The organism is Chromohalobacter beijerinckii, assembly GCF_023061185.1.
Taxonomy (GTDB): domain Bacteria; phylum Pseudomonadota; class Gammaproteobacteria; order Pseudomonadales; family Halomonadaceae; genus Chromohalobacter; species Chromohalobacter beijerinckii.
Map to the genome: position 1 here is coordinate 12,549 of NZ_JAKGAK010000005.1, position 25,034 is coordinate 37,582.

The following is a 25,034-nucleotide window of genomic DNA, read 5'->3' on the forward strand; positions in this document are numbered from 1 at the left end:
CTTCAACGAGCCTCATATCCCTTTGAGCATCTCGAAACCATTACCTACCGTCGTCGGCAGAAATTCCTCGACATGATATTGCGCCACGCCAGCGACAATAAATGGGTCGTCATTAAGCCAGGCCGTCAAACGCTCCCGTGAAGTCGCCCTGGCCAGAATGATGCCACCACTCGGTGGCGATTTACGCCCCGACGCGATGAATACACCACGTTCAAAGCCTTCCCGCACCCATGCCATATGAGCCATTCGATACGGCTCGACCGTGTCTGGATCGACCACGTACTCCAGCGATACGATGAACATGGCTGCTCCTTGAGATCTACTGCCTGGCACGTCACCTTGACTTGCGTATCTTTACAAACTCATGCCGCCGGCGCCACTCGCCAGGAAAGCAACAGCAAAGGCGAAACCAACACAGCACCGATCAACGCCAGAGCCCATTGCGGCGACAACGGCGTCGCCAGCAATAGCGTAGCCAACAACGCACCGCCGCCCAACTGCAAGGCGCCCAGCAAAGCAGCCGCCGTCCCGGCACGCTCACGGAATGGTTCGAGTGCCAGGCTCGAGGCCGCACCCAACGCCAATGAAAAGCCCACAGAGAGCACGCCTATCGGTCCCATGAAACCGACTGACGTCAGCGGCAATACCGTGACGATCAGCGCCTGCAAGATGCCCGAGACGATGATCAACCCCAGTCCTAAACGCACGGTCCCAACCCGCCCCAGGCGGTGAATAATACGGGGGGCGAAGAAAAACGCCAGGATGTTGACCACTGCGTTGGCGCCAAACCAGCCGCTGAATGCCAGCTCCGAAAGTCCCAACCGGTCCACTAGTATGACCGGCGCGGTCGACACATACACCAGGATCGCCGACATGATCACCCCGGCCAGTCCCGCAAAATAGACAAAACGGACACTGGTTAGCACCGGTCGGTAGCGGGCCCAATGATAAAGTCGGCGCTCGGGAGCCGTGTCTTGGGGCCGCGTCTCGGCGAAGCGCCATAAGGCAGCCACACCCAGCACCGCTGCGAAGACGAACATGAACGCAAAATTGCTGCGCCAACCGAAGGTCACCGCCAGGCTCCCGCCGATGACGGGTGCCAGTGCAGGGATGATGCACAGCGCCCCGTTGAGATAACTGTAGAGTTTCGCGCCTTGCTCGGCCGTGAAGCAATCGCGCACCGCGGCGAAGGCCACCGTCATACTTGCGCAGGCTCCCAAGCCTTGCAGCACACGCGATACGTAAAGTGGCCCGAGACTGGTCGCCATCATACCCAGTAATGCCCCTGCCATATAAACCACAGTGCCACAAAGCAGCACGGGGCGACGACCGAAACGGTCGGTCAGCGGGCCGACCAGTACTTGCCCTAGACCGACGCTCAGCAAGAGTAATGTCACGGTGAACTGGAGCCGGCTGAACGGGACGTCGAACTCGCGCGCCATGACCGTCAGTGACGGCAGGTAGATATCGATCGCCAGTGGCGACAACATCACACAGCCCACCAGCAAGGGAAGCAAACGGGCACCCGACATGAGACCTCCACGGCGACAAAAGAACGCCACCTTAACCCGAACACGCCAAGATGCAACTGACCGATGACGCGTGCATTTTCCTGTTGGAGTGCCGCCCGAAAAGTCGACGCGTACAGATGCTTTTAGGGCAAGGCCTAAAGCCCATGCTCGCCCTGCCGATATTTCCTTTCAGGGCAATGATCCACGCAATGCCTCGTGTCCGCCGATCATCCATCGCACAGGAAACGCCATGCCATTCCGCACCTGGGGGGTCGTGCTAAGCGCCGTCCTATTGAGCGGCTGCTTCGGGGTCAATACCTCGCAGGCCCCCATCGCCACGACCTACCCGATCAGTGAGCAGCAACGCATGCAGGCCGCGCAGCATTGGGAAGTGCTTGCCGAACACGAGGCAGGCGAGATCCTCGCCAAGCGCGATTTATGGGGCAAGCCGCTCTATGTCGAGGAGCATGAACAGGAGACCGCCTTCAGCCGCGGTTTCCGTTCACTGCTGACCAGTGAGCTGGTTGAGCAAGGCGCCATCGTTCGCACCCAGCCAGATGCTGGTGCCGCCCATGTCAGCTTCAATGTTCAAGTGATCAATCACGAGGGGCGCGGTTTCGTGCGGCCTCCACAGGGTGCCCTGACCGCATTGGCCGCTGGCATCGCCGTGGCAACCATTCCTTTCAATCACTGGACCGAGCCCGCCTTGGGGCTAATTCCCGCCGCCGCTCTGGCCGACACCTTCAGTGGCAGCTGGACCACCACCGGCCAGCAAGAGACCATCATCACGACCCAAGTCAGTCAATACGACACACTGCGCTATTCGTCTTCGAATATGTATTACATCAACGCGGGCGATAGCGCTCATTATGGTGCGTCCGACACCGGTGATTCCGCTGGCCTACCGCTATCATCCGACTGGTGAGGAGACCGCTCGACATGTCATCTGCCCAACGCCACACCGGGCGCGTCACACTGCGCCTGCTGACATTGGCCATCCTGTTGCTGGTTCTCTCCGGTTGCAGCCTTCTTCAGAACCGTCAGGCGACGGCCCCCGAGCCCAGCATGCTGATGCGCGTCGATGAAGCCGCCGAAAAATTGCTCTCTACCAGCAGCGAGCAGCTCGGCAACCGGGCACCGATCATCGCCACCACGTTCGTCGATGTCGATCAACTGGATCAGTCGTCGACGCTAGGTCGCACACTGTCAGAGACCTTCACTTCGCGTCTCGTTCAGGGCGGCCTGAATGTCGTCGAAGTCAAGATGCGCGACAGCCTGTACATCGAGCAGAATACCGGGGAACTGATCCTATCACGCAACGTGCAGCGCTTGAGCGATAACCACGATGCCCAGGCCGTATTGCTGGGCACCTATGCGCAAGGCGAGAACACGCTGTTCGTCAACGCTCGTCTGGTACGCATCGCAGACCGTCGGGTCTTGGGCGCCTCGAGCTTCGAAGTGCCAATGGACAACGACATCAGGGCGTTGCTGCCCTCCAACTGGTAAACGTCTTTTCTCTCGAACATGGAGCCCGATTGGCCCTGTCGTTAGCTTTGCCTGCCAGCATCCAGACGCCGATGCTGGCAGGTCTGCATCAATCACCGGTCGGCGACAGCTGAAATTCCAGCAGCGTCTCGTGGTTGCGCAAGTCGGTGGCCAGTAACGGCAGGTAATGACGGTCGTGCGTCCGCAGCATCATGCGGTATTCGAATTGATGCCCCTCGTCGCGCGTGCGATAGCTAAGGCTTTCGATATGGAATCGGTGCGCTTTCATTAGCGCATAGATCTCTGACTCGGCAAGTATGCGCTGGCTATCGAAGCGCAGAATGCAGCGCGCGAAGGTACGGCTCGGCATCCGCGCCTCGACCAAACGAAACAACGACAGCGTCAGCAAGGTCACCAGCGTCGCCACCACGCCCGGCCACCAGAAGCCGACGCCGAAGAGTATGCCCAGCGCCGAGGTAATCCAGATCGAGGCCGCCGTGGTCAGGCCATGTACCGTCAGCCCCTCCTTGAAGATCACACCGGCCCCCAGGAAGCCGATGCCGGTCATGATGCCCTGAGCCATGCGCGTGGGATCGGTTCTGATCGTCTCCTCGGGTACATCGCTGCCTAGCCACTGCCACTGGTAGACCGTCACCATCATCAACAATGCCGAGGCCACGCATACCAACGCATGCGTGCGAAACCCCGCGGGACGCCCATGAAAGGTACGTTCAAGCCCGATCAGGCTGCCCGCCAACCAGGCCGCGCCCAGGTGCATCACTATCGTCCATGCACTCACCGACATTCGCCTCTTCCTTCTACTGCATTATCGTTTATCGTGTCAGCATAGCGTCCGCCGTCGTATCCCACCGAATTCACGTCGGTTTCTTCCATGTCCACATAAGGATCTCCCGCGTGAGCCAGTCTTCCAATCTCACACCACCCAGCCGGGTAGAAGAAGACGAGCACGACCTGCATCTCAACGGCGGCCCTCGGCCATCACGTGCGGCGGGCGTCCATGAATCGATCCGTGAAGAAGGCGAAACAGAACTCAAGCGCGCCGTTTCGGCGCTGTTCTGGTCGGCGCTCGCTGCCGGCCTGTCGATGAGTTTCTCGATGCTTGCCAAGGGGTTACTGCATGCACGTCTGCCGGATAGCGATATCGGCTATCTCGTCGCGTCGCTCGGCTACACCATCGGTTTTCTGGTCGTCATCCTCGCACGCCAGCAACTCTTCACCGAAAATACCGTCACCGCCGTGCTACCGGTCATGAGCACGCCACGCATCATGCAGTTTCTCAAGCTATTGAGGTTATGGGGTGTGGTACTCATCGGCAACCTGGTGGGGGTGGCCGTCTCCGCGTACGCGATCCTCTACATGCCCCTGTTCGATGCCGAGACACATAAGGCCTTTCTCAGTTTGGGGCACCACATCATGGAGAATACTGGCGGCCAGATGTTCGCCAAGGGCATCATCGCCGGCTGGATGATCGCTACCATGGTGTGGCTGCTCCCCGCCGCTGGCGGCGCCAAGATCTGGGTGATTCTGATCGTCACTTATCTTGTCGCACTGGGTGGTTTCACGCATATCATCGTGGGGTCCACGGAAGTGATGTACTTGATGTTCGCCGGTCAGGCCAGCCTGGGTGAGTACCTCTTCCACTTCGCCCTGCCGACGCTGGCCGGCAACGTGATCGGCGGCACTTTCATCTTTGCCCTCATTAGCCACGCACAGGTTCGCAGCGACACCTGAACAGCGATCTTGTAACTGCCTGATTCGGCATGCCTGCCGGCGTGCCGAACTTGTCCATTCGTCTATGCCGTTTTATGCACTCTCACGAACGAGACACCGCATAGCGCCCAACGCCCTCTCGTGATAACCAGCTTTTATCAGCACGCTGAGTTTCGGAATTAGCGAAGCGCCCGAGTGCCTGTTAAAGCTTAAGTAGCTTATACCACCCACCCGGCCTGACCGGATCGATGACGAGGGACAATAACAATGGGACACGCCACACCACGCACACCGTATTGGCTTGCCGCGGCACTGGTCATGGGGCTCGCCACTCCTGCGCTTGCCGATTATCCCGAAAAACCCATCACGCTGATCGTCCCCTGGGCCGCCGGCGGCGGGACCGATGCCACGGCACGCATCATCGCCAAAGCCCTGGAGGAAGAACTCGGCGAAACCATCAATGTGGTCAACCGCACGGGCGGTAGCGGCGTCGTGGGGCATACCGCCATTGCGCGGGCCAAACCCGATGGCTATACGCTCGGCCTGGGCACGGTCGAGATCAACATGATGCATTGGCAAGGCCTGACCGATCTCACTTACGAAGACTTCACTCCCATCGGACAGATCAACTTCGATGCCGCCAGCATCAGCGTCGCCGAGGACGCCGATTACCAGGATCTGGGCGAACTGATGGAGGCGATCCGCGATCAGCCCGACGGCCATTTCAATGCCTCCGGCACCGGGCTCGGGGGTATCTGGCATGTCGCGCTGGGCGGGCTGCTGATGGATCTCGACATGTCCGCCGACAAGGTCAACTGGATTCCCAGCCAAGGCGCCGCGCCAGCCATGACGGAACTCGCCTCCGGGGGCGTCGACATGGCCGCCACCTCGCTACCCGAAGCGCGCTCGATGATCGAGTCCGGCCGTGTACGCAGCCTTGGCGTGATGGCCGAAGAACCCCTGGAAAGCTTCCCCGATGTGCCCACTGTGACTTCGCAGGTGGACAGTGACTTCACCACGGGCGCATGGCGCGGCGTCATCGGGCCACAGGGCATGGACGACGACATCGTCGAGACGCTGGAAACCGCCTTGCATGCCGCCTACGAAAGCGACACCTATCAAACTTTCATGGCCAAGCAAGGCTATGGAGTGCAATGGAAAGACGCACAGGCTTTTGGCGACTACATGGAGACAAGCGACGCCGAATTCGGTGAAATCATGAAGGCCATCGGCCTCGCCAAGCAGTAGACATCACGCGACGCGCCACGACCGCTCTCCGGATTCATACGGTCGTGGCGCATCACTAGCTGCCGTTCTATGCTGAGGCCTGCGCCTCGGCCGCCAACTCCGACATCGTGTCTTGATGCCCCGCGCGATTGAGCGCGCTCAATACGGCCTTGAGGGACGCACTGACGGTGTCGCCGTCCTCGGCCATGCCACTGATGCGCTGCCCTCCTACATTGAGTTGCACGAAGGCGATCGCCACGGCGTCACTACCCTCGCCCAGCGCGTGCTCGCTGTAATCGACGACACTCACCGATTGCCCTGTATGGGTTTGCCAAGCGGTCATGAAAGACGAAATGACACCGTTGCCCTGGCCACTCAAACGCACGGCCCGACCGGCATCGTTGAGCGACACCGTCAAGCTTTCATCGGCGTCACGATCCAGCCGGTAGCCAGTCAACGAGAGCGGTTCATGCCGACAGAAGGTCTCGGTCAGCACCTCGCGAATGCGCTGGCTGGACAACTCGCCACTCACCGTCTCGCTCACCGCCTGCACCGCCGGGGCCAGCTCCAGCGCCATCCAGCGCGGCAGGCTGATACCGTAATCGCGCTCGAGCAGGAACGTCATACCGCCCTTGCCGGATTGGCTATTGACGCGAATGACCGCCTGATAATCGCGCCCGATATCGCGCGGATCGATCGGCAGGTAGGCCACTTGCCACGGCTCGTCCGCTTTCTGCTTTCTGAGCGACTTGCGGATGGCGTCCTGGTGGCTGCCGGAAAACGCGGTATAGACCATCTCCCCCACCCAGGGATGACGCGGATGCATCGGAATACCGGTGCATTCCTGCACCACCTCGATGATCTCGTCGGGACGCGACAAATCGAGTTCGGGATCGATGCCCTGGCTGTACAGATTCATCGCCAAAGTGACGATATCCATGTTGCCGGTGCGTTCGCCATTACCCAGCAACGTGCCTTCGACACGCTCGGCACCGGCCAGCAAGGCGAGTTCGGCGGATGCCACCGCACCTCCGCGATCATTATGCGTATGTACCGAGACGATCACGCTGTCGCGGCGGCTGATATGCTGGCAGAAATACTCGATCTGATCGGCATGGTGATGCGGTCCGCCCACCTCGACCGTGGTGGGGAGATTGAGAATGCACTTTTTCTCCGGCGTCGGCTGCCAGACATCCATCACCGCTTCGCAGATCGCCAGCGAGAAATCGATCTCGGTGCTGGAGAAGCTCTCGGGCGTGTATTCGAAGCGCCACTCGACATCGGGATAGCGCGCAGCGTGCGCCTTGACCCAGCTCGCGCCCTGTACGGCGATGTCGACGATGCCTTGGCGGTCCATCTCGAATACGCGTTCACGCTGCACGGTCGAGGTGGAATTGTAGAGATGCACGATGGCGCGCTTGGCACCGACCAACGAGGCGAAGGTTCGCTCGATCAGATGTTCGCGGCACTGCACCAGCACCGCGATGGTCACATCGTCGGGGATCTGGTCCTCCTCGATCAGCCAGCGCACGAAATCGTAATCGGGCTGACTGGCCGATGGAAAGCCGACCATGACTTCTTTGATGCCGACCTTGATGATCTGGTGCCACAGACGTTGCTTCTGTTCGACACTCATCGGTTCGAGTAGCGCTTGATTGCCGTCACGCAGGTCCTCGCTGACCCAGGTCGGCGCCGCCACCAGGTCACGATCCGGCCATTGGCGATCGAAGGCTGGCACACGCGGCGCCGGGCGGTACTTGCGATGATCGAAGCAACTCATGACAACAGTCCTGTGAAAATGGATGAACGAGCCAATTCAATTGCTCGTGGCAATGATCACAGTCTACGCCGCTCTGTCCCGCAGGCGATTGCAAAATCATCCTCGACGAGATTATTTTTTAGCATATAATGCCAATCTAACTCTTTTTAGAGAACGATAATGCCAAAAGAGAGCACGCCTGTCGTTGGAGTGACGCTTGACCGTTACGACCGCCAAATACTCGATATCCTCCAACGCCATGGACGTATCAACAATCAGGAACTGGCCGAGCGCATCGGCCTGTCGCCTTCACCCTGCCTGCGACGCGTGCGTGCCCTGGAAGACAGCGGACTGATCACCGGCTATCGTGCCCTGGTGGATGCCAAACGGCTGGGCCATAGCCTCACGGCGCTCTTGCATATCTCCATGGACCGGCATACCCCTGAGCGCTTCGCTAACTTCGAGGCCAAGGTCGCGGCACTGCCGCAGGTACAGGAATGCCTGCTGATCACCGGCCAGGAGGCCGATTACCAACTCAAGGTCGTGGTCCACGATATGGATGACTACCAGAACCTGTTGCTCAATCAGATCACGCGTATCGAAGGCGTCACCGGCGCGCACTCCAGTTTCGTCTTGCGCCGAGTCCTCGAGCACCGTCCGGTCCCCTCGTATTCAGACGCACCATACTGAAACTGCGCATTAGACGCTGGTGCAATGGTTGACTCGCCGAAAGGCTGTTACGTTTTTTGTATGCAATAGTCATCTAACGAAAAAGGACATGCGCCATGCAAGTGCCCCACAACCCCTTCAAGGCATCACTGACAGGCGATACCCGTTATGGATGCTGGGCCGGTTTCGCCACTGGCTACGCTGGGGAGATTCTGGCCACCACAGGCTTCGATTGGCTATTGATCGACGGCGAACATGCGCCCAACACGGTACCTACGATACTCGCACAGTTGCAGGCGGTTGCCGCCTATCCCTGCGCCCCGGTCGTGCGTGCCGTCAGCCATGACCCCGCCCTGATCAAGCAACTACTCGACATCGGCACCCAGACGCTGATGATCCCCATGGTCGACACCGCCGAGCAGGCCGCCCAATTGGTCGCCGCCACACGTTACCCGCCGCAGGGATTTCGTGGCGTAGGGGGTGGACTGACGCGTGCCACACGCTGGGGCGAGGTGGAAGACTATATGACGACGGCCCATGAAGAGTTGTGCCTGATCGTGCAGGTTGAATCCCGCAGTGGGGTCGACAACGCCGAGGCCATCGCCGCCACTCCCGGCGTCGACGCCGTGTTCGTCGGCCCCTTCGACCTATCCACCGACATCGGGCATATCGGCAACCCCAATCATCCCGAGGTACAGACGATGATTCGACACACCCTGGACGCAACCCACGCCGCCGGAAAGGCCGCCGGCATCCTGGCCCCCGTCGAGGAAGACGCCAAACGCTATGCCGACTGGGGGTTCGATTTCATCGCTGTGGGCATCGACATCAGCCTGTTGCGACAGGCAGCCAAGGAGACCGTGGCACGCTACAAGGGGGACAAATAGCCTGATACGGTGTGAAGGCTCGCGCTCGCTATCACGCTCGCTACCACACAAGGAGTCCCGTGCATGAAACGGATATTCATTGCGACTGCCATTATGGCCGTGTTTGGGGGCGCCATATCGCTGTCGGCTTGCACACCCGAGCCCCGCGAAACGCCGCCTACCCCGGCCAACGAAGAAACCACGGACTTCACGCTGGCGCCCTACCCTGTCAAGCTGCGCGCCGATGCCTCGCTCGAGCGCATCACCGCGCCACAATCGGGCTACTTCGATACGGGTAGTTGGCAGATCATGGATGATGCACCGGGCGAACGTCTGATCACGCTGGCACTACCGGGCTCCAACGACATCACGGCTGCGCATTGGCGTCTGGGCGCGAGCCACGACGCCAAAGCGATATCCAACTGCCTGACACCGCCGCCCAACGCTCACTCGCGATCCACCGCGAGCATCGATAGCCATGATTTCCAGGCCTTCACGCTCGACGACGCCGGCATGAGCCACTTCCAACAGATCACCGGCTACCGCGCCGTAATCGACGATACCTGCTATGCCATCGACCTGATCGTCAACGGCACCCGCGGCGACGTCTACGATCCCCCGCGCGAGCCACCATTCTCTTCCAATCACGCCATGCAGCGCCTGCGTGAGATCAACGACGGGCTCACACTGCCATGAAAAATGCCGTGGCGCTTGGCGCCACGGCATTCTTGACCAGCCTATCCTAGACTCAGGCGTAGGTATTAACCTGCGTACCCACGGTACCGGTCGTCGCCAGAGACTGCTGGGGGGAAACCGACTCCATCAGTTGCGACACATGTGACGCCTGATTGTTGAGCGACTCCTTGAGCAGGCTCGCCTGCGACTGCTGATCGGCGTTGTGCTGTTGCAACGCCATCGCAGTTCCCACGGCTGCGTTCACGGATGAATCCATGAAGCTTCTCCCTTCAAGTGAATGAATGCGCTTTACGCCCTCTAGTTATCGGCTAGGGCGCCATAAACTTGCATCGCCCACGACCGCCAGCCAATGCATGACGCCTTCAGCATGCAAGAAGAAAAGCATAAAGGCCACCTCTTCCCAAGGAGCCCCCTGCCATCCTAGCGCCTTGCCGCTTAGAATGACGGACCCACAGCCATGCGCTCGACAGCACAAGGACGAGGCGCTCACCTAAGCACGCTCACAAAAAGGATGTGAAATGCAGATCGACAGGTTCTTTCACTGGCTCGGCGAGTTCCTCGGCGACGCCTTGCGCGTGGTCGTCGACGCGCTCTCCACCCTGTTTGCGGGACTCTGGGTCGCGATCGACCGTTTCTTCGACGGCCTCGCCCGCTCGCTGGGCGTCAATCCCTCGCTCATCAACCTGATCGTGCTGATCATCGGTGTGTGGATGCTCTACAAAGGGATTCGTGCACTTGTCCGGCGCGCCTTCGTCGGCGGTATCGTATGGCTGTTTCTTGGCTTGCTGGTACTCGGCTGGCTCATTCGTTGAAGCGTTTTGCTGCAACGGCCCCACATGAAAACGCCGCTGCCTGGGCAGCGGCGTTTTAGCGTCGCACTCATGCGATGTCGGCCATCAGGCGTCGGCCAGCGCGCGCTCGACCATCTCATAGACGTTGGGCGAGAGGTCCTCGGCACGAATGCGCTCGAGCTCGGCCTTCATCAGCGCCTGACGCTGCTCGTCGAAACGCTGCCAACGCGTCAACGGCGTGATGATGCGCGCGGCGATCTCAGGATTGAGGCTGTTGAGCTCAATCACCACATCCGTCAGTAGGCGATAGCCCTCGCCGTCGAGTCGGTGGAAGTTGACACGGTTCTGCGCCGCGAACGCGCCGATCAACGCACGCACCTTGTTGGGGTTCTTGAGCGAGAACAGCGGATGCGCCATCAAGTATTTGACGCGTTCCAGCACATCCTCCTGCGGGCGCGTGACCTGGATGGTGAACCACTGATTCATTACCAGCGGATCATGCGCCCATTTCTCGCCGAACGCCTTGAGCGCCGGCTCGGCGATGTCACTGCGTGAGCTGTGCACCAGCATCGTCAAGGCCGCACGCACGTCGGTCATGTTGTGCTCGGCATCGACCTGCGCCTCGGCCAGTGCCACGCCCTCTTCGTCCTCGATGCTCATCAAGTATTCGAGCGCCACATTCTTCACCCGACGCCGTGCGATCTGATCCGGCTCCGGTGCGTAGGGCTCATCGCTGCGGTGGGCTTCATGGATGGCCAGGAATTCGTCGCGCAGGGCCGTGGCAAGCGACTGCTTGACGAAGACGCGCGCGGCGTGGATGGCATCCACGTCGACCATCGGCTGCTGCTCGGCGATGTAGGCCTCCGAGGGTAACGTCAGCATCTCGGCGAGCACCGCCTTGTCATCGGTCTCGGTGGTCAAAAGGCGCCGATACGCGTCGATGACGCGGCTATCCATGACCTTTTCAACCCCGTTGCGATGCGCCGCGATGAGGTCGTCGAGGGCCAGCATCGTCAGCCGCTGCCCCGCGTCCCAGCGGTTGAAATCGTCCGCGTCATGGGTGAGCAGGAACGACAGTTCCTCGCGCGAATACGGATAGCGCAAGTAGACCGGCGCCGAGAAACCGCGCAGCAGCGACGGCGTCGGCGCCTCGTCGATACCGGTGAAGACATACGTCTGCTCGGTGTCGCGCAGATGCAGCACCGTCTCATGGCCCAACGGTTCACCGTCCAGCGTCAACGCTATATCGTTGCCGGACTTGGTGCCCACCAGCCCCATGCGTACCGGAATATGCAGCGGTTGCTTCTCCGCCTGACCGGGGGTGGGCGGCGTGCGCTGGGAGAGCCGCAGGTGATACTCGCACTTGGCATAGTCGTACTCGCCATGGGCGTCGATCTCCGGCGTGCCCGCCTGGGAGTACCAGCGCATGAACTGGCTCAAGTCGAGCCCCGAGACTTCCGCCATGCAGTCGACGAAATCCTCAATGGTCACGGCCTGGCCGTCGAAACGTGCGAAGTACAGATCCGAGCCCTGGCGGAACGTCTCCCAACCGAGGAGATGACGCAGCATGCGCACGATCTCGGCACCCTTCTCGTAAATCGTCAGGGTGTAGAAGTTGGAAATCTCGATGTAATGATCGGGACGCACGGGATGCGCCGTCGGACCAGCGTCTTCGGCGAACTGCGCGGTGCGGAAGAACGACACGTCCTCGATGCGCTTGACCGGCGCCGAATTGACGTCGGCGGAAAAGCTCTGATCGCGGAAGACGGTAAAGCCTTCCTTCAGCGAGAGCTGGAACCAGTCGCGGCAGGTCACGCGGTTGCCCGACCAGTTATGGAAATACTCATGGGCAACGATGCCCTCCACGCTCTGGAAGGCCGCATCGGTAGCGGTTTGCGGATGCGTGAGGACCGCCGCCGAGTTGAAGATGTTGAGCCCCTTGTTCTCCATGGCGCCCATATTGAAGTCGTTGACGGCGACGATCATGAAGCGGTCGAGATCGTATTCACGACCGTAGGTCTCTTCATCCCAGCGCATGGCGCGCTTGAGCGAGGCCATGGCGTGGTCGGTCTTATCGAGGTTTTCCGGCTCGACCCAAATCTGCAGCGTGACATCGCGTCCGCTCATGGTCGTGAAACGGTCCTCGACCTTCTCGAGCTTGCCCGCCACCAGGGCAAACAGATAACTCGGCTTGGGATGAGGATCTTCCCAGGTCACGAAATGCCGGCCACCTGGCAGCTCGCCGCTTTCAACTGGATTGCCGTTAGAGAGGAGCACCGGCGCTTCGGTCTTGTCACCCACCACCGTGGTGGAGAAGGTCGCCATGACATCCGGGCGGTCGGGATAAAAGGTGATGCGGCGAAAGCCTTGTGGCTCGCACTGAGTGCAAAACATGCCGCTGGAAACATAGAGCCCCTCGAGGGCGGTATTGGCAGCGGGGTCGATCGACACCTCGGTATCCAGCAAAAAGCGCTCCGGCACGCTGGCGATGGTCAGGCCTTCGTCATCGACCTCATACTCGTCGGCTTCCAGCTCCTGACCATCCACGGCAATGCGCACCAACGACAGTTTGTCACCGGCGAAACGTAGCGGAAGCCCCGCCTCGCGCTCAGGATGGCGCTCGACATGAAGGCGCGCCGTTACGGTGGTCGCCGAAGGGGCCAGATCGAATTTCAGCTCGGTATGCGTCACCCGATAGGCGGGCGGCAGGTAATCCTTGAGATGGGTCGCTTGCGGTTCGGACATCGATCGACGCTCCTTGAGATCGGGGCATGCACTCGCCCCCAAGACATCGCCTCGCGCGCAAAACGCGAGGCACATGTCGAGCATTGTACGGCGTCCGGTGGAGTCGGCTCAAAAGTGCGGTCAATGCCGCGCTTCATCGAGCTCTCAGCGAGATTCCTGGCGCTGGCTGGAGGAAGACTCCTCGAAAGAAGACAAGACCGGGCAACGCCCCAGCGACGGTGTCGGGCGGGTCAGAATCCACACCGCGATCCCCATCAAGCCAATGATCAACGCCACACGCAGCACGAGAGGGTCGACCGTAAAGGCGATCACCCCCATCGAGACGAGCAGCATGACGCACGCCATCCATTTAGCGTGACGGGGAATGGCGCGTTCGCGCTCCCAGGCGAGAATGGAGGGGCCAAAGCGTGGATGACGACGAATCCAGTTGGCGAAACGCGGTGAGCTTTTCGAGGCCGCCCAGACCGCCACCAGCATGAAACACGTCGTAGGCATGATCGGCAGGAACAAACCGATCACGCCCAGAGAGAAGCTGACGCCAGCCAAGCAGATGAACAATAGCTTGCGTATATCGTACATGCGCCGCGCCACCTTGCCGTGATAGAGGGAAACGCCGGACTTCACGCGAGATCGCTGGCAGGCATGGCGAAGCCCGACGCCACCTCTTGCATTGAAGCCCGAATCGCGTATCCAGAGAAATCGTCCCTTACTATCGGGGCGATTATCGCCAAGGACTGGACACGCGCATTCATTCTAGCGCAAAGCACGGGGCCAAGACCAAGGCAGCAACCTCATCGCCCCCGGCCATGTATCCCGCGCGCCCTCCTCCCGCATGCGGCATTACCCCATGGTGGCGTCGGCCTGCCGGGACGGCGCGCCCTGCACATCGGGCGTCGCGGTCGACGGTACACGCAGCATGCGACGCAAGACCTTGCCCACCGGCGACTTGGGCAGCTCTTCGATAAAACGGTAGCCGCGCGGACACTTGAAGCGCGTCAGCCCGGCATCCAGGCAATAACGCCCGAGTTCCCGCTCATCGACGTCACTACGTGCCTTGATGAACGCCGTCACCACTTGTCCCCACTTGTCATCGGGGAGCCCCACCACCGCGACTTCCTCAACCTGTGGATGCAGCGACAGTACGTTTTCGATTTCCAGCGGGCTGATGTTCTCGCCTCCGGAATTGATCAGGTCATCGACGCGGCCGGTGACGAACAGATCCCCATCGTCATCGAAATATCCGGTGTCCCCAGTGAAATACCAACCGTCTCTGAGGGCTTTGCCATCCGCCTCGGGGCACTCCCAGTAGCCCTCGAATGCCTCGTCTCCGCTCATATCGGCAATGACTTCGCCTTCCGCGCCTGGTGATACACACATCTCCGGCGATGTGGCTCCGATCTTGACCACCCGCAACCGCTGGTTGAGCGCCGCGCGTCCCGACGAGCCAGGTTTATGATTGGCATGCTGATCGACAGTCAAGGCATAAAGCTCCGAGCAGCCATACTGATTGACGAATAGGCTGGGTTGGAAAGCCGCCTCGACGCGCGCAATCAATCCTGCACTCATGGGCGCGCCAGCAAATCCGATCTTGTCGATGCTAGCCACCCTATGGGGGGCAAATCCCGGTGCTTCGAGCAGCATGTGATAGAGCGTTGGCACCAGGTTGAGGCTGGTGACCCGCTCACGTTCGATAGCCTCGAGCGTCGCCTCCGGCTCGAACTTGGGGATGCACACGAAGCGTCCGTCGACCATCGCCATCGCCTGCAGCGCGCGTACGCCTGTGGCGTGGTAGAGCGGCATTACACCCAACATGGTCTCATCATGGCGATACAGATTCTGGGCGACGTACGCGGCCGTCGCGGCCCGTTCCACGCGATGACGACGCGGCACTCCCTTGGGCCTGCCGGTAGTCCCCGAGGTATAGAGCATCATCGAGTAATCGTCGGGCGTCGCCATCAGCAACGTCTCACCAGTCCTGCCGAGCAGTGAGTCGAAGGCAATCGCTCCCGGAGGCGTTACGTTACCGACCACGATCCGCAATACTTGATGCGCCTCGACGCACGCCTGCACCGCTTCGGCGGCCGCATCGTCGTGGGCGATGCCCTTGGCACCCGAGTTCTTCAAGTAGTAACGAATATCCAGCGTCGTCGAACGCCAGTTCACCGGCGTGGCGATGATTCCCGCAAACTGACAGGCCCAGTACAGGGTGGCCATCTGCCAGCGATTGTGCATGGATATCACCAGCCGGTCCCCTTTCTCGAGCCCCAGCCGACGGAGGTGGTGTGCCACGCTCTGGATGTCTGCATACCACTGCGCGTAAGTCTTGTGTGTCCGGCCATCACTGATCGCAACGGCGTGCGGGCGCCGCTCGACCGTGGCAAGAAAGCCGCGTCCCAGATCAAACATCTTCGTTCTCCTGTCGCTCGTTTTATTGTGTCGGTGCGGTTGTTTTAGCGACAGGATCGAGCGCGCGGGCGTGGGTGGCAACGCTAGCCGACCACAAGGATGATGCGTATCAAGGTAGTGAGACGAATTCCCTTCAATCGCGAAAATTCGTGTACTGGAGGGCCAGTTCGGGGCCGGCATCGCTCTTCAACAAGGCGATTGCCTGCTGTAGTTCATCGCGCTTCTTGCTGGTAACGCGCACCTTATCGCCCTGGATCTGTGCCTGCACCTTTAGCTTGGCGTCCTTCAAGCGCTTGACGATGTCCTTGCACTCTGGCTGTTCGAGGCCTTGCTTCAGCACTATGTCCTGGTGCGCGCGCACGCCGCTGGTAACGGGGTCCTTGACCTCCATGCAGCGAGCATCGATGCCACGGGCGATGAGCTTGTTGCGCAGCACGTCGAGCATCTGCTTGAGCTGAAAATCCACCTCGGCTTCAAGGGTCACCGTCTCGCCTTCCAGGGAGAAGCTCGCGGTCACGCCCCGAAAATCGAAACGGGTCTGGATCTCGCGATTGGCTTGATCAACGGCGTTGCTGGCCTCGTGCTTATCGAACTCGGAGACGATATCGAAAGATGGCATGACACTTTCCTCACTCGGGTAAAATCGGGCGCGATTCTAGCATGAACCTCGCACACGCTTGCCCAGGGTGTCACTCGATATGGCAGAGCGCGCTTCCAGCGTCGAATCGCTCAGCGCCTTGCTCATCTGCCAGGCCGCGCAGCCATCGACGTAATAATCGTCGAGCCAGCGCAGCACGGAAAATCCCATGCGCCGATATAGCCCCAACGCCACGCGGTTGTCGGCGCGAACTTCTAGCTGCAGGCGCGCCATATCTCGCCGCCTGGCCTCACGCTCAAGCGCCTCGAGCAACACGCGCCCTACTCCGCCACCGCGCGCTTGTGGGGCCACGCAGAACGAGTAGAGGCGCGTCACACGACTGTTGCGCCGGAATAGCAGCGTGGCATAACCGACAACCTCGTTACCCGGCGTAGCATACGCAACGAGCGTATAAGCGTTGGCACGCGCCAATAGATAGGCCAGTTGACGGCGTGTAAAGCGGTCGCCATCGAAACATATCGACTCGAGATGACAGAGCGCATCCAGGTCAGTAACGGTAGCGGCGCGCAGGGAACAGGACATGCGAATGTCTCCGGGGTCACGCGAACAGGGTGAAGCGAATCGTGTATAGAAATTATTTCAAGGCGGGGCTATTGTCGAGATGCGGCTCGCTGCCCATTCTAGACACGACTGTTCAAGGTCGATTGACGTTTTTCCTTCATAAGGAAGATCTATGTCCCGCTTGCGTATCGTCGTCGACCGCCTCGACGACTGGTCACCCTATTACCCCACCGAAGATCTGATCAGCGCTGCCGATTTCCTGGCACTGGAGTCGAGTGCCCCCGACAAGACACGCGACGCCACGCATGTCATCAATCTCTGCCGTGGTCTCGACTACCTGGAGACGGGCTACTATGTCTCGTTGCTCGCCCAGGCCCGCGGTCAACGCGTCCTGCCATCGGTAGAGACACTCAATCAGTTGTCACGCAAGGCCTTGATCGACCTTCAGCTCGAATCACTCGAGCCCATGATGCGCGACCTCGAAAAACGCGGCACGCTCGATGGAGAAACGCTTCATTTGACGGTTTTGTTCGGCGAATGCGAGCACGATGGACTCGGCCGCTTGGCGCGACGCCTCTTCGAGCGCCTGCCGTGCCCCTTGCTGGGAGCCAAGTTCCAGAAGCGTCATGGAACATGGCGCTTGACCCGGCTCAAGCCTCTGGCACTCACTTCCTTGCAGGGCGGCGCGCAGGATCGTTTCGCGGCGGCCTTGAACCGACATTCGCGCAAGGTATGGCGCACGCCCAAGGCTCGGCGTCGCTACCGTTTCGATCTGGCGATTCTCATCGATCCTCAGGAGGCCATGCCGCCCAGCAACAAGAGTGCGCTCAAGCAATTCATTCGCGCCGGACGGCGACGCGGCATCGACGTCAGCCTGATCACCCGCAAGGATGAAGGCCGCCTGGCAGAGTTCGATGCGCTGTTCATCCGCGAGACCACCCGCCTCGACCATCATACCTACCGCATGGCCAAACGCGCCGAGCACGAAGGTCTGGTGGTCATCGACGACCCTCAGTCGATCCTGCGCTGTACCAACAAGATCTACCTGCATGCGCTGCTCGGTGCACGCGGCGTTCCCGCGCCTCGCGGCGTACTATTGAGTCGCGACGACCTGACCCAGCTGTCGGACAAGATCACCAGCCTCGACTTCCCCCTGGTACTCAAGGTGCCCGACGGCGCATTCTCGAAAGGCGTGGTCAAGATCACCTCGCTCGACGAGCTCAAGGAGCAGGCTTCGCGCTTGTTCGCCTCCTCCGCGCTGCTGTTATTGCAGGAATGGCTACCCACCGATTTCGACTGGCGTATCGGCATTCTGGATGGTGAGGTACTCTTCGCCAGCCGCTACTACATGGCACGCGGGCACTGGCAGATCTACGATCACTCACGCCCTAAGGTGCGAAGCGGCAGCTTTACCACGCACCCTCCCTCGGACGTGCCCAAATCGATTCTAAAGGCCGCACTGAAGGCCACGCGCCTGATCGGCAATGGCCTCTACGGCGTCGACCTCAAGCAGATCGGCGAGCGGGTCGTGGTCATCGAGGTCAACGACAATCCCAATCTGGATGCGGGTGTCGAGGATGCTTACCTTGGGGCACGGCTGTATGCACGCGTCATGGATGTCTTCCTGGCGCGGCTAGAACGCCACGCGACGTCGGAAACGCGCTGACGACAGCATCGGTGCCGGCACGGACGCCAGCACCGAAACACCCCCTTCAGCCTTCGAACAGCAACAACAGCGAAAGCGCGAACAACACCCACATGGTGGGCTTGATTTCCTGTGTCTTGCCCACCGCCAGCTTGACGATCACGAACGTCAAAAAGCCGAAAGCGATCCCATGCGTGATCGAATAGGTGAAGGGAATCAACACCATGGCAACGAAGGCCGGGATGGCGTCGTCGAATTGGTGCCAATGGATCTTGCGAATGGGATCCATCATGAACACGCCGACCAGAATCAAGGCCGGCGCCGTGGCAATCGCCGGCACCAACGACAGCAGCGGCGAGAGGAACAGAAACGGCAGGAACAGCACCGCCACCACCACCGCGACGAGCCCGGTGCGACCGCCCTGGCTAATTCCCGCAGCGGATTCCACATAGGCGTTGGCCGGGCTGGTTCCCAGCGGCCCGGAGATGAGCGCGGCGCTGGCATCGACGATCATCGAGCGACGAATGTTGCGCGGATTGCCATCGGCATCCTTCAAGTTACCCGCCTCGGAAACCCCCATGAAGGTGGAAAGCGCATCGAAAAAAGTCGTGAACAGCAAAACGAAGATGAACGGCCAATACGCCACCGACAGCGAACCCCACAGGTCGAGCGCCATCAAACCGCTGAGATCCGGCATCGAGAAGACACCATTGAAGTTGACCAGCGTCGACGACGCCATATCCTCGGGAAAGTAACGGCTGCCATCGCCCCACCAACGGCCGATCGGCACGCTAGCCAATGTGGTGAAAACGATACCCAAGATCAGCGCACCGGGAACATTGCGCACCACCAGCCAGGCGGTGACCGCGAAGCCGATGAGAAACGTCACCAGCACCGGGTCGAGCGAGGCCATACCCACCACGGTGACCGGATTGGGGACGATGAACTGTGCGTTGACCAAGCCGATGGTGGTGATGAATAGACCGATGCCGCAGGCGATGGCATAACGCAATTGCGCCGGAATCGCATCGATCACCAACTGACGCGCATTGAATGCCGCCAGCAGCGCAAAGATGACCCCGGCCCAGAACACGCAGCCCAGCGCGGTCTGCCATTCCATGCCCGCCCCCAGCACCATGGTGTAGGCGAACAGCGCGTTGATGCCCATGCCAGGCGCTACCAGAATCGGGTTCTTGGCGTAAAACCCCATCATCACACTGCCGAAGAAACTGACCAGCACGGTAGCGGTCAAGGCACTGGAAAAGGGCACGCCGGCATCGCTGAGCACCGTCGGATTGACGACGATGATGTACATCGAAGCCAGAAAGGTCGCGATCCCCGCCAGGATCTCGGTGCGCGGGGTACTCCCCTGGGCCCGGATGCCGAAAAGTCGTTCGAACACGTCGCGTTCTCCACACAGGTTGGGTTGGGATGAGACGTCGCGCAGTATAGCCAATCTCGCCTCCCATGCTCATCCCCGGCCACGCATGACTGCAAAAGGCCGCTTGCCTGTGCCATGATCTGACAAGCATTCACGCGCCCCAAGTACATGCGGGAGAAGACCATGAGTTCCGAAGACAACCTGCTGCCACTGATCGTCGAGCCCGAGCAGCTCGCCGAGCATCTCGGCGCCCCCGAACTATTGATCGTCGATGTACCGCTCAAGGCCGACAGCTACACCGACGGCCACGTACCCGGCGCGGTGTTTCTCGATCATCGTCGCCTGCTCGTCGGCAGCGGCACGGTGCCCAACGACATCCCTGACGAAGAGGCGCTATCCAAGCTGTTCTCCGAACTCGGCCTGACCCGCGACACGCACGTCATCGCCTATGACGATGAAGGCGGCGGCTGGGCTGGACGCCTGCTATGGACACTGGAGCTCATCGGCCACACCCGGTATTCCTATCTCAACGGCGGCATTCATGCCTGGCGCGCCGACGGGCAACGCGTCGAGCGCGAACCCAACACGCCCTCGCCCAGCGATTACCAGGCGACCATCCATCACCCCCAGACCCAGATCCGCCGCGAAGAACTCATCGACCGCCTGGATGAACGTGAGCTCGCGGTCTGGGATGCTCGCTCGCCGGACGAATATCGCGGCGAAAAAGGCAAGAACGCCCACATGGGACATATCCCCGGCGCCGTCAATTTCGAGTGGACGGATGCCATGGACCCCGAACGCCACCTGCGCCTGCGCGATTACGCCGAACTCGTCGCCGAACTCGAGGCGAAAGGCCTGACGCCGGACATGGAGATCGTCACCCACTGCCAGAGCCACCACCGCAGCGGCTTCACCTGGCTGGTCGGCAAGGCCCTGGGCTTCGAGAAGATGCGCGCCTACCCCGGCTCATGGCAGGAATGGGGCAACCGCGACGATACGCCGATAGAGAAGTAAGCCCCGCGCGCATCCCCGTGCGATGCGCGCATGCCAGAAGCTATTGCGCCCATGACGCCACGCCCCTATCGTGGCATGCCTTTCGACCTTGCCGTGGATACGCCCGTGGATCGCGACGAACTCTTCGCCAGAATGCAGTACCCCCTGCCCCACCACCTGATCTCGCGTGGGGTGGGCAAGCTCGCCGAGAGCCGCACGCCATGGCTCAAGGACTGGGCGATTCGGCGCTTCATTCGTACCTTCGACGTCGACATGAGCCAGGCCGTCGAAAGCGATCCCGAGGCTTACGCCTGTTTCAACGACTTCTTCACCCGTGCGTTGCGTGCGGATGCCCGGCCCATTGGCGAGGGCATCGTCTCCCCCGCCGATGGCACGCTGTCGCAGTTCGGTTCCATCGACAACGGCACCCTCGTCCAGGCCAAGGGGCACACCTATTCCCTGACCGCCTTGCTGGGGGGCGATACCCACCGCGCCGCGCCGTTCCGGGATGGCAGCTTCGCCACCGTCTATCTGTCGCCGCGCGACTATCACCGCGTGCACATGCCCGTCACTGGGACCCTGCGCGAAATGGTCTATGTGCCGGGGCGGCTCTTCTCGGTCAATCAGGCCACCGCCAACCACGTGCCGGGGCTCTTCGCCCGCAACGAGCGACTGGTCTGCCTGTTCGACACCGAACACGGCCCGCTGGCGATGGTGTTGGTGGGCGCGATGATCGTCGCCGCCATCGAAACGGTCTGGGCCGGCCAGGTCTCGCCACTCAGCGGCCGCGTGCAGACGACACGCTTCGACGAGCCCATCGTGATCGAAAAGGGACAGGAAATGGGTCGCTTCAAGCTCGGCTCCACCGTAGTGATGTGCTTCGGCCACGACGTCGCGTTTCGCGATGTCTGCACCGACGGCCTGGTGGTCAGCATGGGGCAATCCCTCGCTTCCTGAGCTCCTTGACCACGATAGAGTCGCCGGGCCGGGCAAGGCGAAGCGAGGATCTTTTTGCCATGGATGGCAAAAAGTAGCGCCCAGAGAGGGTTTGCAGCGCTCTCGCGGCGACGTGTTCCGTCAGGCTGGCGACTTGTTCCATCAGGCTAGACACGGCGCTAACAACGCGGCGTAGCAAACGCCATCACCTCCGCCACGCTCGTCTTGCCCAACGCCAGCTGGATCAAGCGATCCATGCCCAGCGCCACGCCACTACCGGCGGGCATGCCCGCCTCGAGCGCCGCCAGCAAGCGGACATCGGCATCCACCTCGCCGCGCCCTAGCCGCTGGCGTTCTCGATTATCCTCGACAAAGCGCGCGGCCTGCTCCTCGGCATCGGTGAGCTCATCGTAGCCATTGGCCAGTTCCACCCCTTGCCAGTAGACCTCGAAGCGCGCGGCGACGACCTCGCCATCTTCGGGATCGCGATGCTTGCGGGCCAGCGCTGCCTGACTGGCTGGATAATCGACGACGACCTCCAGCCCCTCTTGGCCGAGATGCGGTTCGATGGCAAAGGCCATCAGTGCGTCCAGGCACGCATCCCGCTCGGCATCGTGCAGGTCCATGCCGGTCTCGCGCTCGGCAGCCTGACATAATGTCGTCAGCGACGCAGTGAAGGGATCGAGCCCCACCTGAGTGCGAAACAGCTCGCGATAGCGGCGTTGCCGACACGGCCCGGGGTCGCGCCCCAGCACGTGGCGAATCAACGCCTGGGTCTCGTCGATCAGTGCAGAAAGCGTAAAGCCCGGGCGATACCATTCGAGCATGGTGAACTCGAGATTGTGGCGACGCCCCACCTCGCCGTCGCGAAAGCTGCGCGCCAGCTGAAAGACCGGGCCACTGCCCGCCGCGAGCAAGCGCTTCATATGGAATTCCGGCGAGGTCTGCAGCCACAACCGTTCGCGCCCAGCCGGGGTCGTGGCCTCCAGAGACAGGCTCGCCAGGTGCGGATCGGTGCTGCCACCATGGCCCAGCACCGGGGTTTCCACCTCCAGCACATCACGCTCGGCGAAAAACGCTCGCACACGTGCCAATAGCCGCGCCCGCTCGCGCAGCGTCTCGATACCCGCCGTAGGCCGCCAATCGTCAGACATGCAGGCTCCCCTTAAGTCTCGGGCCGCGAGCCACGAAAATCGCGCGTGCTGCCCTTAAACGAAAAATGCCAGCGTCGCTGGCATTTTTCGCTCGAAGCTCGAAGCTCGAAGCCGATCTTACGCCCGCGAGACGTATTCGCCGTTACGCGTATCGACCTTGAGCACTTCGCCTTCGTTGATGAACAGCGGCACACGCACCACCGCGCCGGAGGACAGCGTGGCCGGCTTGGAGCCGCCCTGTGCGGTGTCGCCCTTCAGGCCGGGGTCGGTTTCGACCACTTCCAGCTCGATGAAGTTGGGCGGAGAGACGGCGATGGCGTTGTCGTTCCACAATGTCACGGTGTAGACGACCTGCTCCTTGAGCCATTTTTCGACATCGCCGATGGCCTTCTTGTCGACCGCGTACTGCTCGAAGGAACCGTCAGTGCGCATGAAGTGCCACATGTCGCCGTCGCTGTAGAGGTACTCCATGTCCAGCTCCAGCACATCGGCACCCTCCAGCGACTCGCCGGACTTGAAGGTCCGGTCCCAGACCCGACCGGTGATCAAGTTGCGCAGTTTGACGCGGCTGAATGCCTGGCCTTTGCCTGGCTTGACGAACTCGTTCTCGAGGATGCTGCACGGATCCCCGTCAAGCATGACTTTCAGACCGCCCTTGAATTCATTGGTAGAATACGTCGCCATGATGCCTCGCTAAGTTGCATGCGTCGTAGCGTGCGCTACGCAGATTGCTCGATGCGCCTCGTCATGGGATGACACCACCGCCATCACGAGGCCCATAGGAAATAGCCACCAATGATAACCCGAACATCCATCGCTTTGCAGAGCGAGAATGCCGTGCCCAGTGAAGACGCCTCCGAAGGCGCCACGTTGACCCCGCGTCAGCGCTCCCAGGACTGGCAAGCTCAACTGAGCGACGCGGTGCGCGACCCGTACGCGCTGTGTCGGCACCTGGGGCTCGATCCGGCATGGTTGCCGGGCGCCGAACAGGGGCACGCCCTGTTTCCGGTACGCGTGCCCCACGCCTATCTATCGCGCATTCGTCATGGCGATCCGGACGACCCCTTGCTACGCCAGGTGCTGCCCCTCGAGCGGGAAAGCGACAGCGTCGCGGGTTTCGTCGGCGACCCGCTCGAGGAAGCCGAGCATCGCCCGCGTCCAGGGTTGATCCACAAGTATCGCAACCGCGTGTTGCTGATCGCCAGCCCGGCCTGCGCCATCAATTGTCGCTACTGCTTTCGCCGGCACTTCCCCTACGCCGAGAATTCACCCTCGCGCGCGCAGTGGGAATCCACGCTCGACTACCTGCGTCAGGACACTTCGATCAACGAGGCCATTTTCTCCGGTGGCGATCCGCTGGCCTCGCCGGACCGGCGCCTGGCCTGGCTGGCCGAACGCCTCGCGGACATTCCACATCTCAAGCGCCTGCGTCTGCATACGCGCCTGCCGGTGGTGATTCCCGACCGCGTCGATGGCGCCCTGCTCGACTGGCTGTCGGCCACGCGGCTACAAACCGTGATGGTGGTGCATATCAACCATCCCAACGAGATCGACACGCACGTCGCCGAGGCGATGGCACGATTGCGCGGCGCAGGCGTCACCCTGCTCAACCAGAGCGTGCTGCTGCGCGGCATCAACGATGACGTCGACACCCTCGCCCAACTTTCCGAGCGGCTTTTCGAGGTCGGCATCCTGCCGTATTACTTGCACGTGCTCGACCCCGTCGAGGGCGCCGCGCATTTCGACGTCCCCGATAGCGAGGCGGTCACGCTGGTCGAGACGCTACGCACCCACCTTGCCGGCTTTTTGATGCCGCGACTGGTACGCGAGATACCCGGCGAGGCCAGCAAGACACCGCTAGCCTAGGTCGCTCACGATGG

Annotated in this window: 25 protein-coding genes; 12 read left to right on the forward strand and 13 right to left on the reverse strand. The window is 61.1% G+C overall.

The genetic code is table 11. The features are described 5' to 3' along the window. Nucleotides 1-12: 12 nt before the first annotated feature. Entirely contained in the window at nt 13-303 is a 291-nt protein-coding gene (locus tag L1075_RS06025) for a YciI family protein (RefSeq protein WP_075369016.1), read from the reverse strand. A gap of 59 nt (nt 304-362) precedes the next feature. Then, a complete protein-coding gene (locus L1075_RS06030; RefSeq protein ID WP_246940730.1) occupies nt 363-1,532 on the reverse strand; it encodes a multidrug effflux MFS transporter in 1,170 nt (389 codons plus the stop codon). Nucleotides 1,533-1,761: 229 nt separating this feature from the next. Between L1075_RS06030 and L1075_RS06035 the strand changes: the two genes are divergently transcribed. Both L1075_RS06035 and L1075_RS06040 read left to right on the forward strand, forming a co-directional pair. Further along, nucleotides 1,762-2,436, forward strand: a complete 675-nt coding sequence (locus tag L1075_RS06035; protein WP_246894143.1) for a hypothetical protein — start codon at nt 1,762-1,764, stop codon at nt 2,434-2,436. 14 nt (nt 2,437-2,450) lie between these two features. Next, on the forward strand, nt 2,451-3,017 hold the full coding sequence (locus L1075_RS06040; protein WP_075369013.1) for a FlgO family outer membrane protein: 567 nt from the start codon (nt 2,451-2,453) through the stop codon (nt 3,015-3,017). 88 nt (nt 3,018-3,105) lie between these two features. On the opposite strand, the gene L1075_RS06045 is transcribed toward L1075_RS06040, so the two are convergent. Then, on the reverse strand, nt 3,106-3,801 hold the full coding sequence (locus tag L1075_RS06045) for an MgtC/SapB family protein (RefSeq protein WP_075369012.1): 696 nt from the start codon (nt 3,799-3,801) through the stop codon (nt 3,106-3,108). A gap of 110 nt (nt 3,802-3,911) precedes the next feature. On the opposite strand from L1075_RS06045, the gene L1075_RS06050 reads away from it, so the two are divergent. Further along, nucleotides 3,912-4,748, forward strand: a complete 837-nt coding sequence (locus L1075_RS06050; RefSeq protein WP_075369011.1) for a formate/nitrite transporter family protein — start codon at nt 3,912-3,914, stop codon at nt 4,746-4,748. 246 nt (nt 4,749-4,994) lie between these two features. Next, nucleotides 4,995-5,975 carry a tripartite tricarboxylate transporter substrate binding protein gene (locus tag L1075_RS06055; protein ID WP_246894142.1) on the forward strand — a complete coding sequence of 327 codons (981 nt, stop codon included), beginning with the start codon at nt 4,995-4,997 and terminating at the stop codon, nt 5,973-5,975. Between the two features lie 67 nt (nt 5,976-6,042). On the opposite strand, the gene L1075_RS06060 is transcribed toward L1075_RS06055, so the two are convergent. Next, nucleotides 6,043-7,734: a 2-isopropylmalate synthase gene (locus tag L1075_RS06060; protein ID WP_246940733.1), complete on the reverse strand. Its 1,692-nt coding sequence runs from the start codon at nt 7,732-7,734 to the stop codon at nt 6,043-6,045. 159 nt (nt 7,735-7,893) lie between these two features. On the opposite strand from L1075_RS06060, the gene L1075_RS06065 reads away from it, so the two are divergent. The 3 genes from L1075_RS06065 (at nt 7,894) to L1075_RS06075 (ending at nt 9,944) form a co-directional block, all read left to right on the forward strand. Then, on the forward strand, nt 7,894-8,403 hold the full coding sequence (locus L1075_RS06065) for an Lrp/AsnC family transcriptional regulator (protein ID WP_052444987.1): 510 nt from the start codon (nt 7,894-7,896) through the stop codon (nt 8,401-8,403). A 95-nt stretch (nt 8,404-8,498) separates the two neighbouring features. Next, complete coding sequence (locus tag L1075_RS06070; protein ID WP_246894140.1) at nt 8,499-9,269, forward strand: HpcH/HpaI aldolase family protein; 771 nt, start codon at nt 8,499-8,501, stop codon at nt 9,267-9,269. A 63-nt stretch (nt 9,270-9,332) separates the two neighbouring features. Next, complete coding sequence (locus L1075_RS06075) at nt 9,333-9,944, forward strand: hypothetical protein (protein WP_246894138.1); 612 nt, start codon at nt 9,333-9,335, stop codon at nt 9,942-9,944. 52 nt (nt 9,945-9,996) lie between these two features. Here the strand turns inward: L1075_RS06075 and L1075_RS06080 are convergent, their stop codons facing one another. Next, a complete protein-coding gene (locus tag L1075_RS06080) occupies nt 9,997-10,200 on the reverse strand; it encodes a putative motility protein (protein ID WP_040242386.1) in 204 nt (67 codons plus the stop codon). A gap of 262 nt (nt 10,201-10,462) precedes the next feature. On the opposite strand from L1075_RS06080, the gene L1075_RS06085 reads away from it, so the two are divergent. After that, entirely contained in the window at nt 10,463-10,756 is a 294-nt protein-coding gene (locus L1075_RS06085; protein WP_040242387.1) for a hypothetical protein, read from the forward strand. An 84-nt stretch (nt 10,757-10,840) separates the two neighbouring features. Here L1075_RS06085 and pepN read toward each other — a convergent pair whose 3' ends face one another. The 5 genes from pepN to L1075_RS06110 form a co-directional block, all read right to left on the reverse strand. After that, complete coding sequence (pepN, locus tag L1075_RS06090) at nt 10,841-13,480, reverse strand: aminopeptidase N (RefSeq protein ID WP_040242389.1); 2,640 nt, start codon at nt 13,478-13,480, stop codon at nt 10,841-10,843. Between the two features lie 144 nt (nt 13,481-13,624). Then, entirely contained in the window at nt 13,625-14,059 is a 435-nt protein-coding gene (locus L1075_RS06095; RefSeq protein WP_040242392.1) for a YbaN family protein, read from the reverse strand. Between the two features lie 261 nt (nt 14,060-14,320). Beyond that, nucleotides 14,321-15,886, reverse strand: a complete 1,566-nt coding sequence (locus tag L1075_RS06100; RefSeq protein WP_246894137.1) for an AMP-binding protein — start codon at nt 15,884-15,886, stop codon at nt 14,321-14,323. A gap of 133 nt (nt 15,887-16,019) precedes the next feature. Further along, complete coding sequence (locus tag L1075_RS06105; protein ID WP_040242396.1) at nt 16,020-16,505, reverse strand: YajQ family cyclic di-GMP-binding protein; 486 nt, start codon at nt 16,503-16,505, stop codon at nt 16,020-16,022. A 36-nt stretch (nt 16,506-16,541) separates the two neighbouring features. Next, nucleotides 16,542-17,066 carry a GNAT family N-acetyltransferase gene (locus L1075_RS06110; protein WP_052444988.1) on the reverse strand — a complete coding sequence of 175 codons (525 nt, stop codon included), beginning with the start codon at nt 17,064-17,066 and terminating at the stop codon, nt 16,542-16,544. A gap of 151 nt (nt 17,067-17,217) precedes the next feature. Between L1075_RS06110 and L1075_RS06115 the strand changes: the two genes are divergently transcribed. After that, nucleotides 17,218-18,711, forward strand: a complete 1,494-nt coding sequence (locus tag L1075_RS06115; protein ID WP_246894136.1) for a RimK family protein — start codon at nt 17,218-17,220, stop codon at nt 18,709-18,711. A gap of 46 nt (nt 18,712-18,757) precedes the next feature. Here the strand turns inward: L1075_RS06115 and L1075_RS06120 are convergent, their stop codons facing one another. After that, nucleotides 18,758-20,092, reverse strand: coding sequence for an NCS2 family permease (locus tag L1075_RS06120; protein ID WP_246894135.1), 1,335 nt, complete (start codon nt 20,090-20,092; stop codon nt 18,758-18,760). A gap of 162 nt (nt 20,093-20,254) precedes the next feature. Between L1075_RS06120 and L1075_RS06125 the strand changes: the two genes are divergently transcribed. Together L1075_RS06125 and asd are read left to right on the forward strand one after the other, a co-directional pair. Next, nucleotides 20,255-21,085 (forward strand): sulfurtransferase, encoded by an 831-nt coding sequence (locus L1075_RS06125; protein WP_246940735.1) that lies wholly within the window; start codon nt 20,255-20,257, stop codon nt 21,083-21,085. Nucleotides 21,086-21,160: 75 nt separating this feature from the next. After that, the gene (gene asd / locus L1075_RS06130; protein ID WP_246894163.1) at nt 21,161-22,021 is read left to right on the forward strand and encodes an archaetidylserine decarboxylase; all 861 of its coding nucleotides are present in this window, start codon (nt 21,161-21,163) and stop codon (nt 22,019-22,021) included. A gap of 158 nt (nt 22,022-22,179) precedes the next feature. Here asd and epmA read toward each other — a convergent pair whose 3' ends face one another. Continuing rightward, nucleotides 22,180-23,154 carry an EF-P lysine aminoacylase EpmA gene (gene epmA, locus L1075_RS06135; protein ID WP_246940738.1) on the reverse strand — a complete coding sequence of 325 codons (975 nt, stop codon included), beginning with the start codon at nt 23,152-23,154 and terminating at the stop codon, nt 22,180-22,182. A gap of 117 nt (nt 23,155-23,271) precedes the next feature. Further along, nucleotides 23,272-23,838, reverse strand: a complete 567-nt coding sequence (gene efp / locus L1075_RS06140) for an elongation factor P (protein WP_040242404.1) — start codon at nt 23,836-23,838, stop codon at nt 23,272-23,274. A 111-nt stretch (nt 23,839-23,949) separates the two neighbouring features. Here efp and epmB point away from each other — a divergent pair, with 111 nt between their 5' ends. Further along, nucleotides 23,950-25,020: an EF-P beta-lysylation protein EpmB gene (gene epmB, locus L1075_RS06145; RefSeq protein ID WP_246894132.1), complete on the forward strand. Its 1,071-nt coding sequence runs from the start codon at nt 23,950-23,952 to the stop codon at nt 25,018-25,020. Nucleotides 25,021-25,034 lie beyond the last annotated feature (14 nt).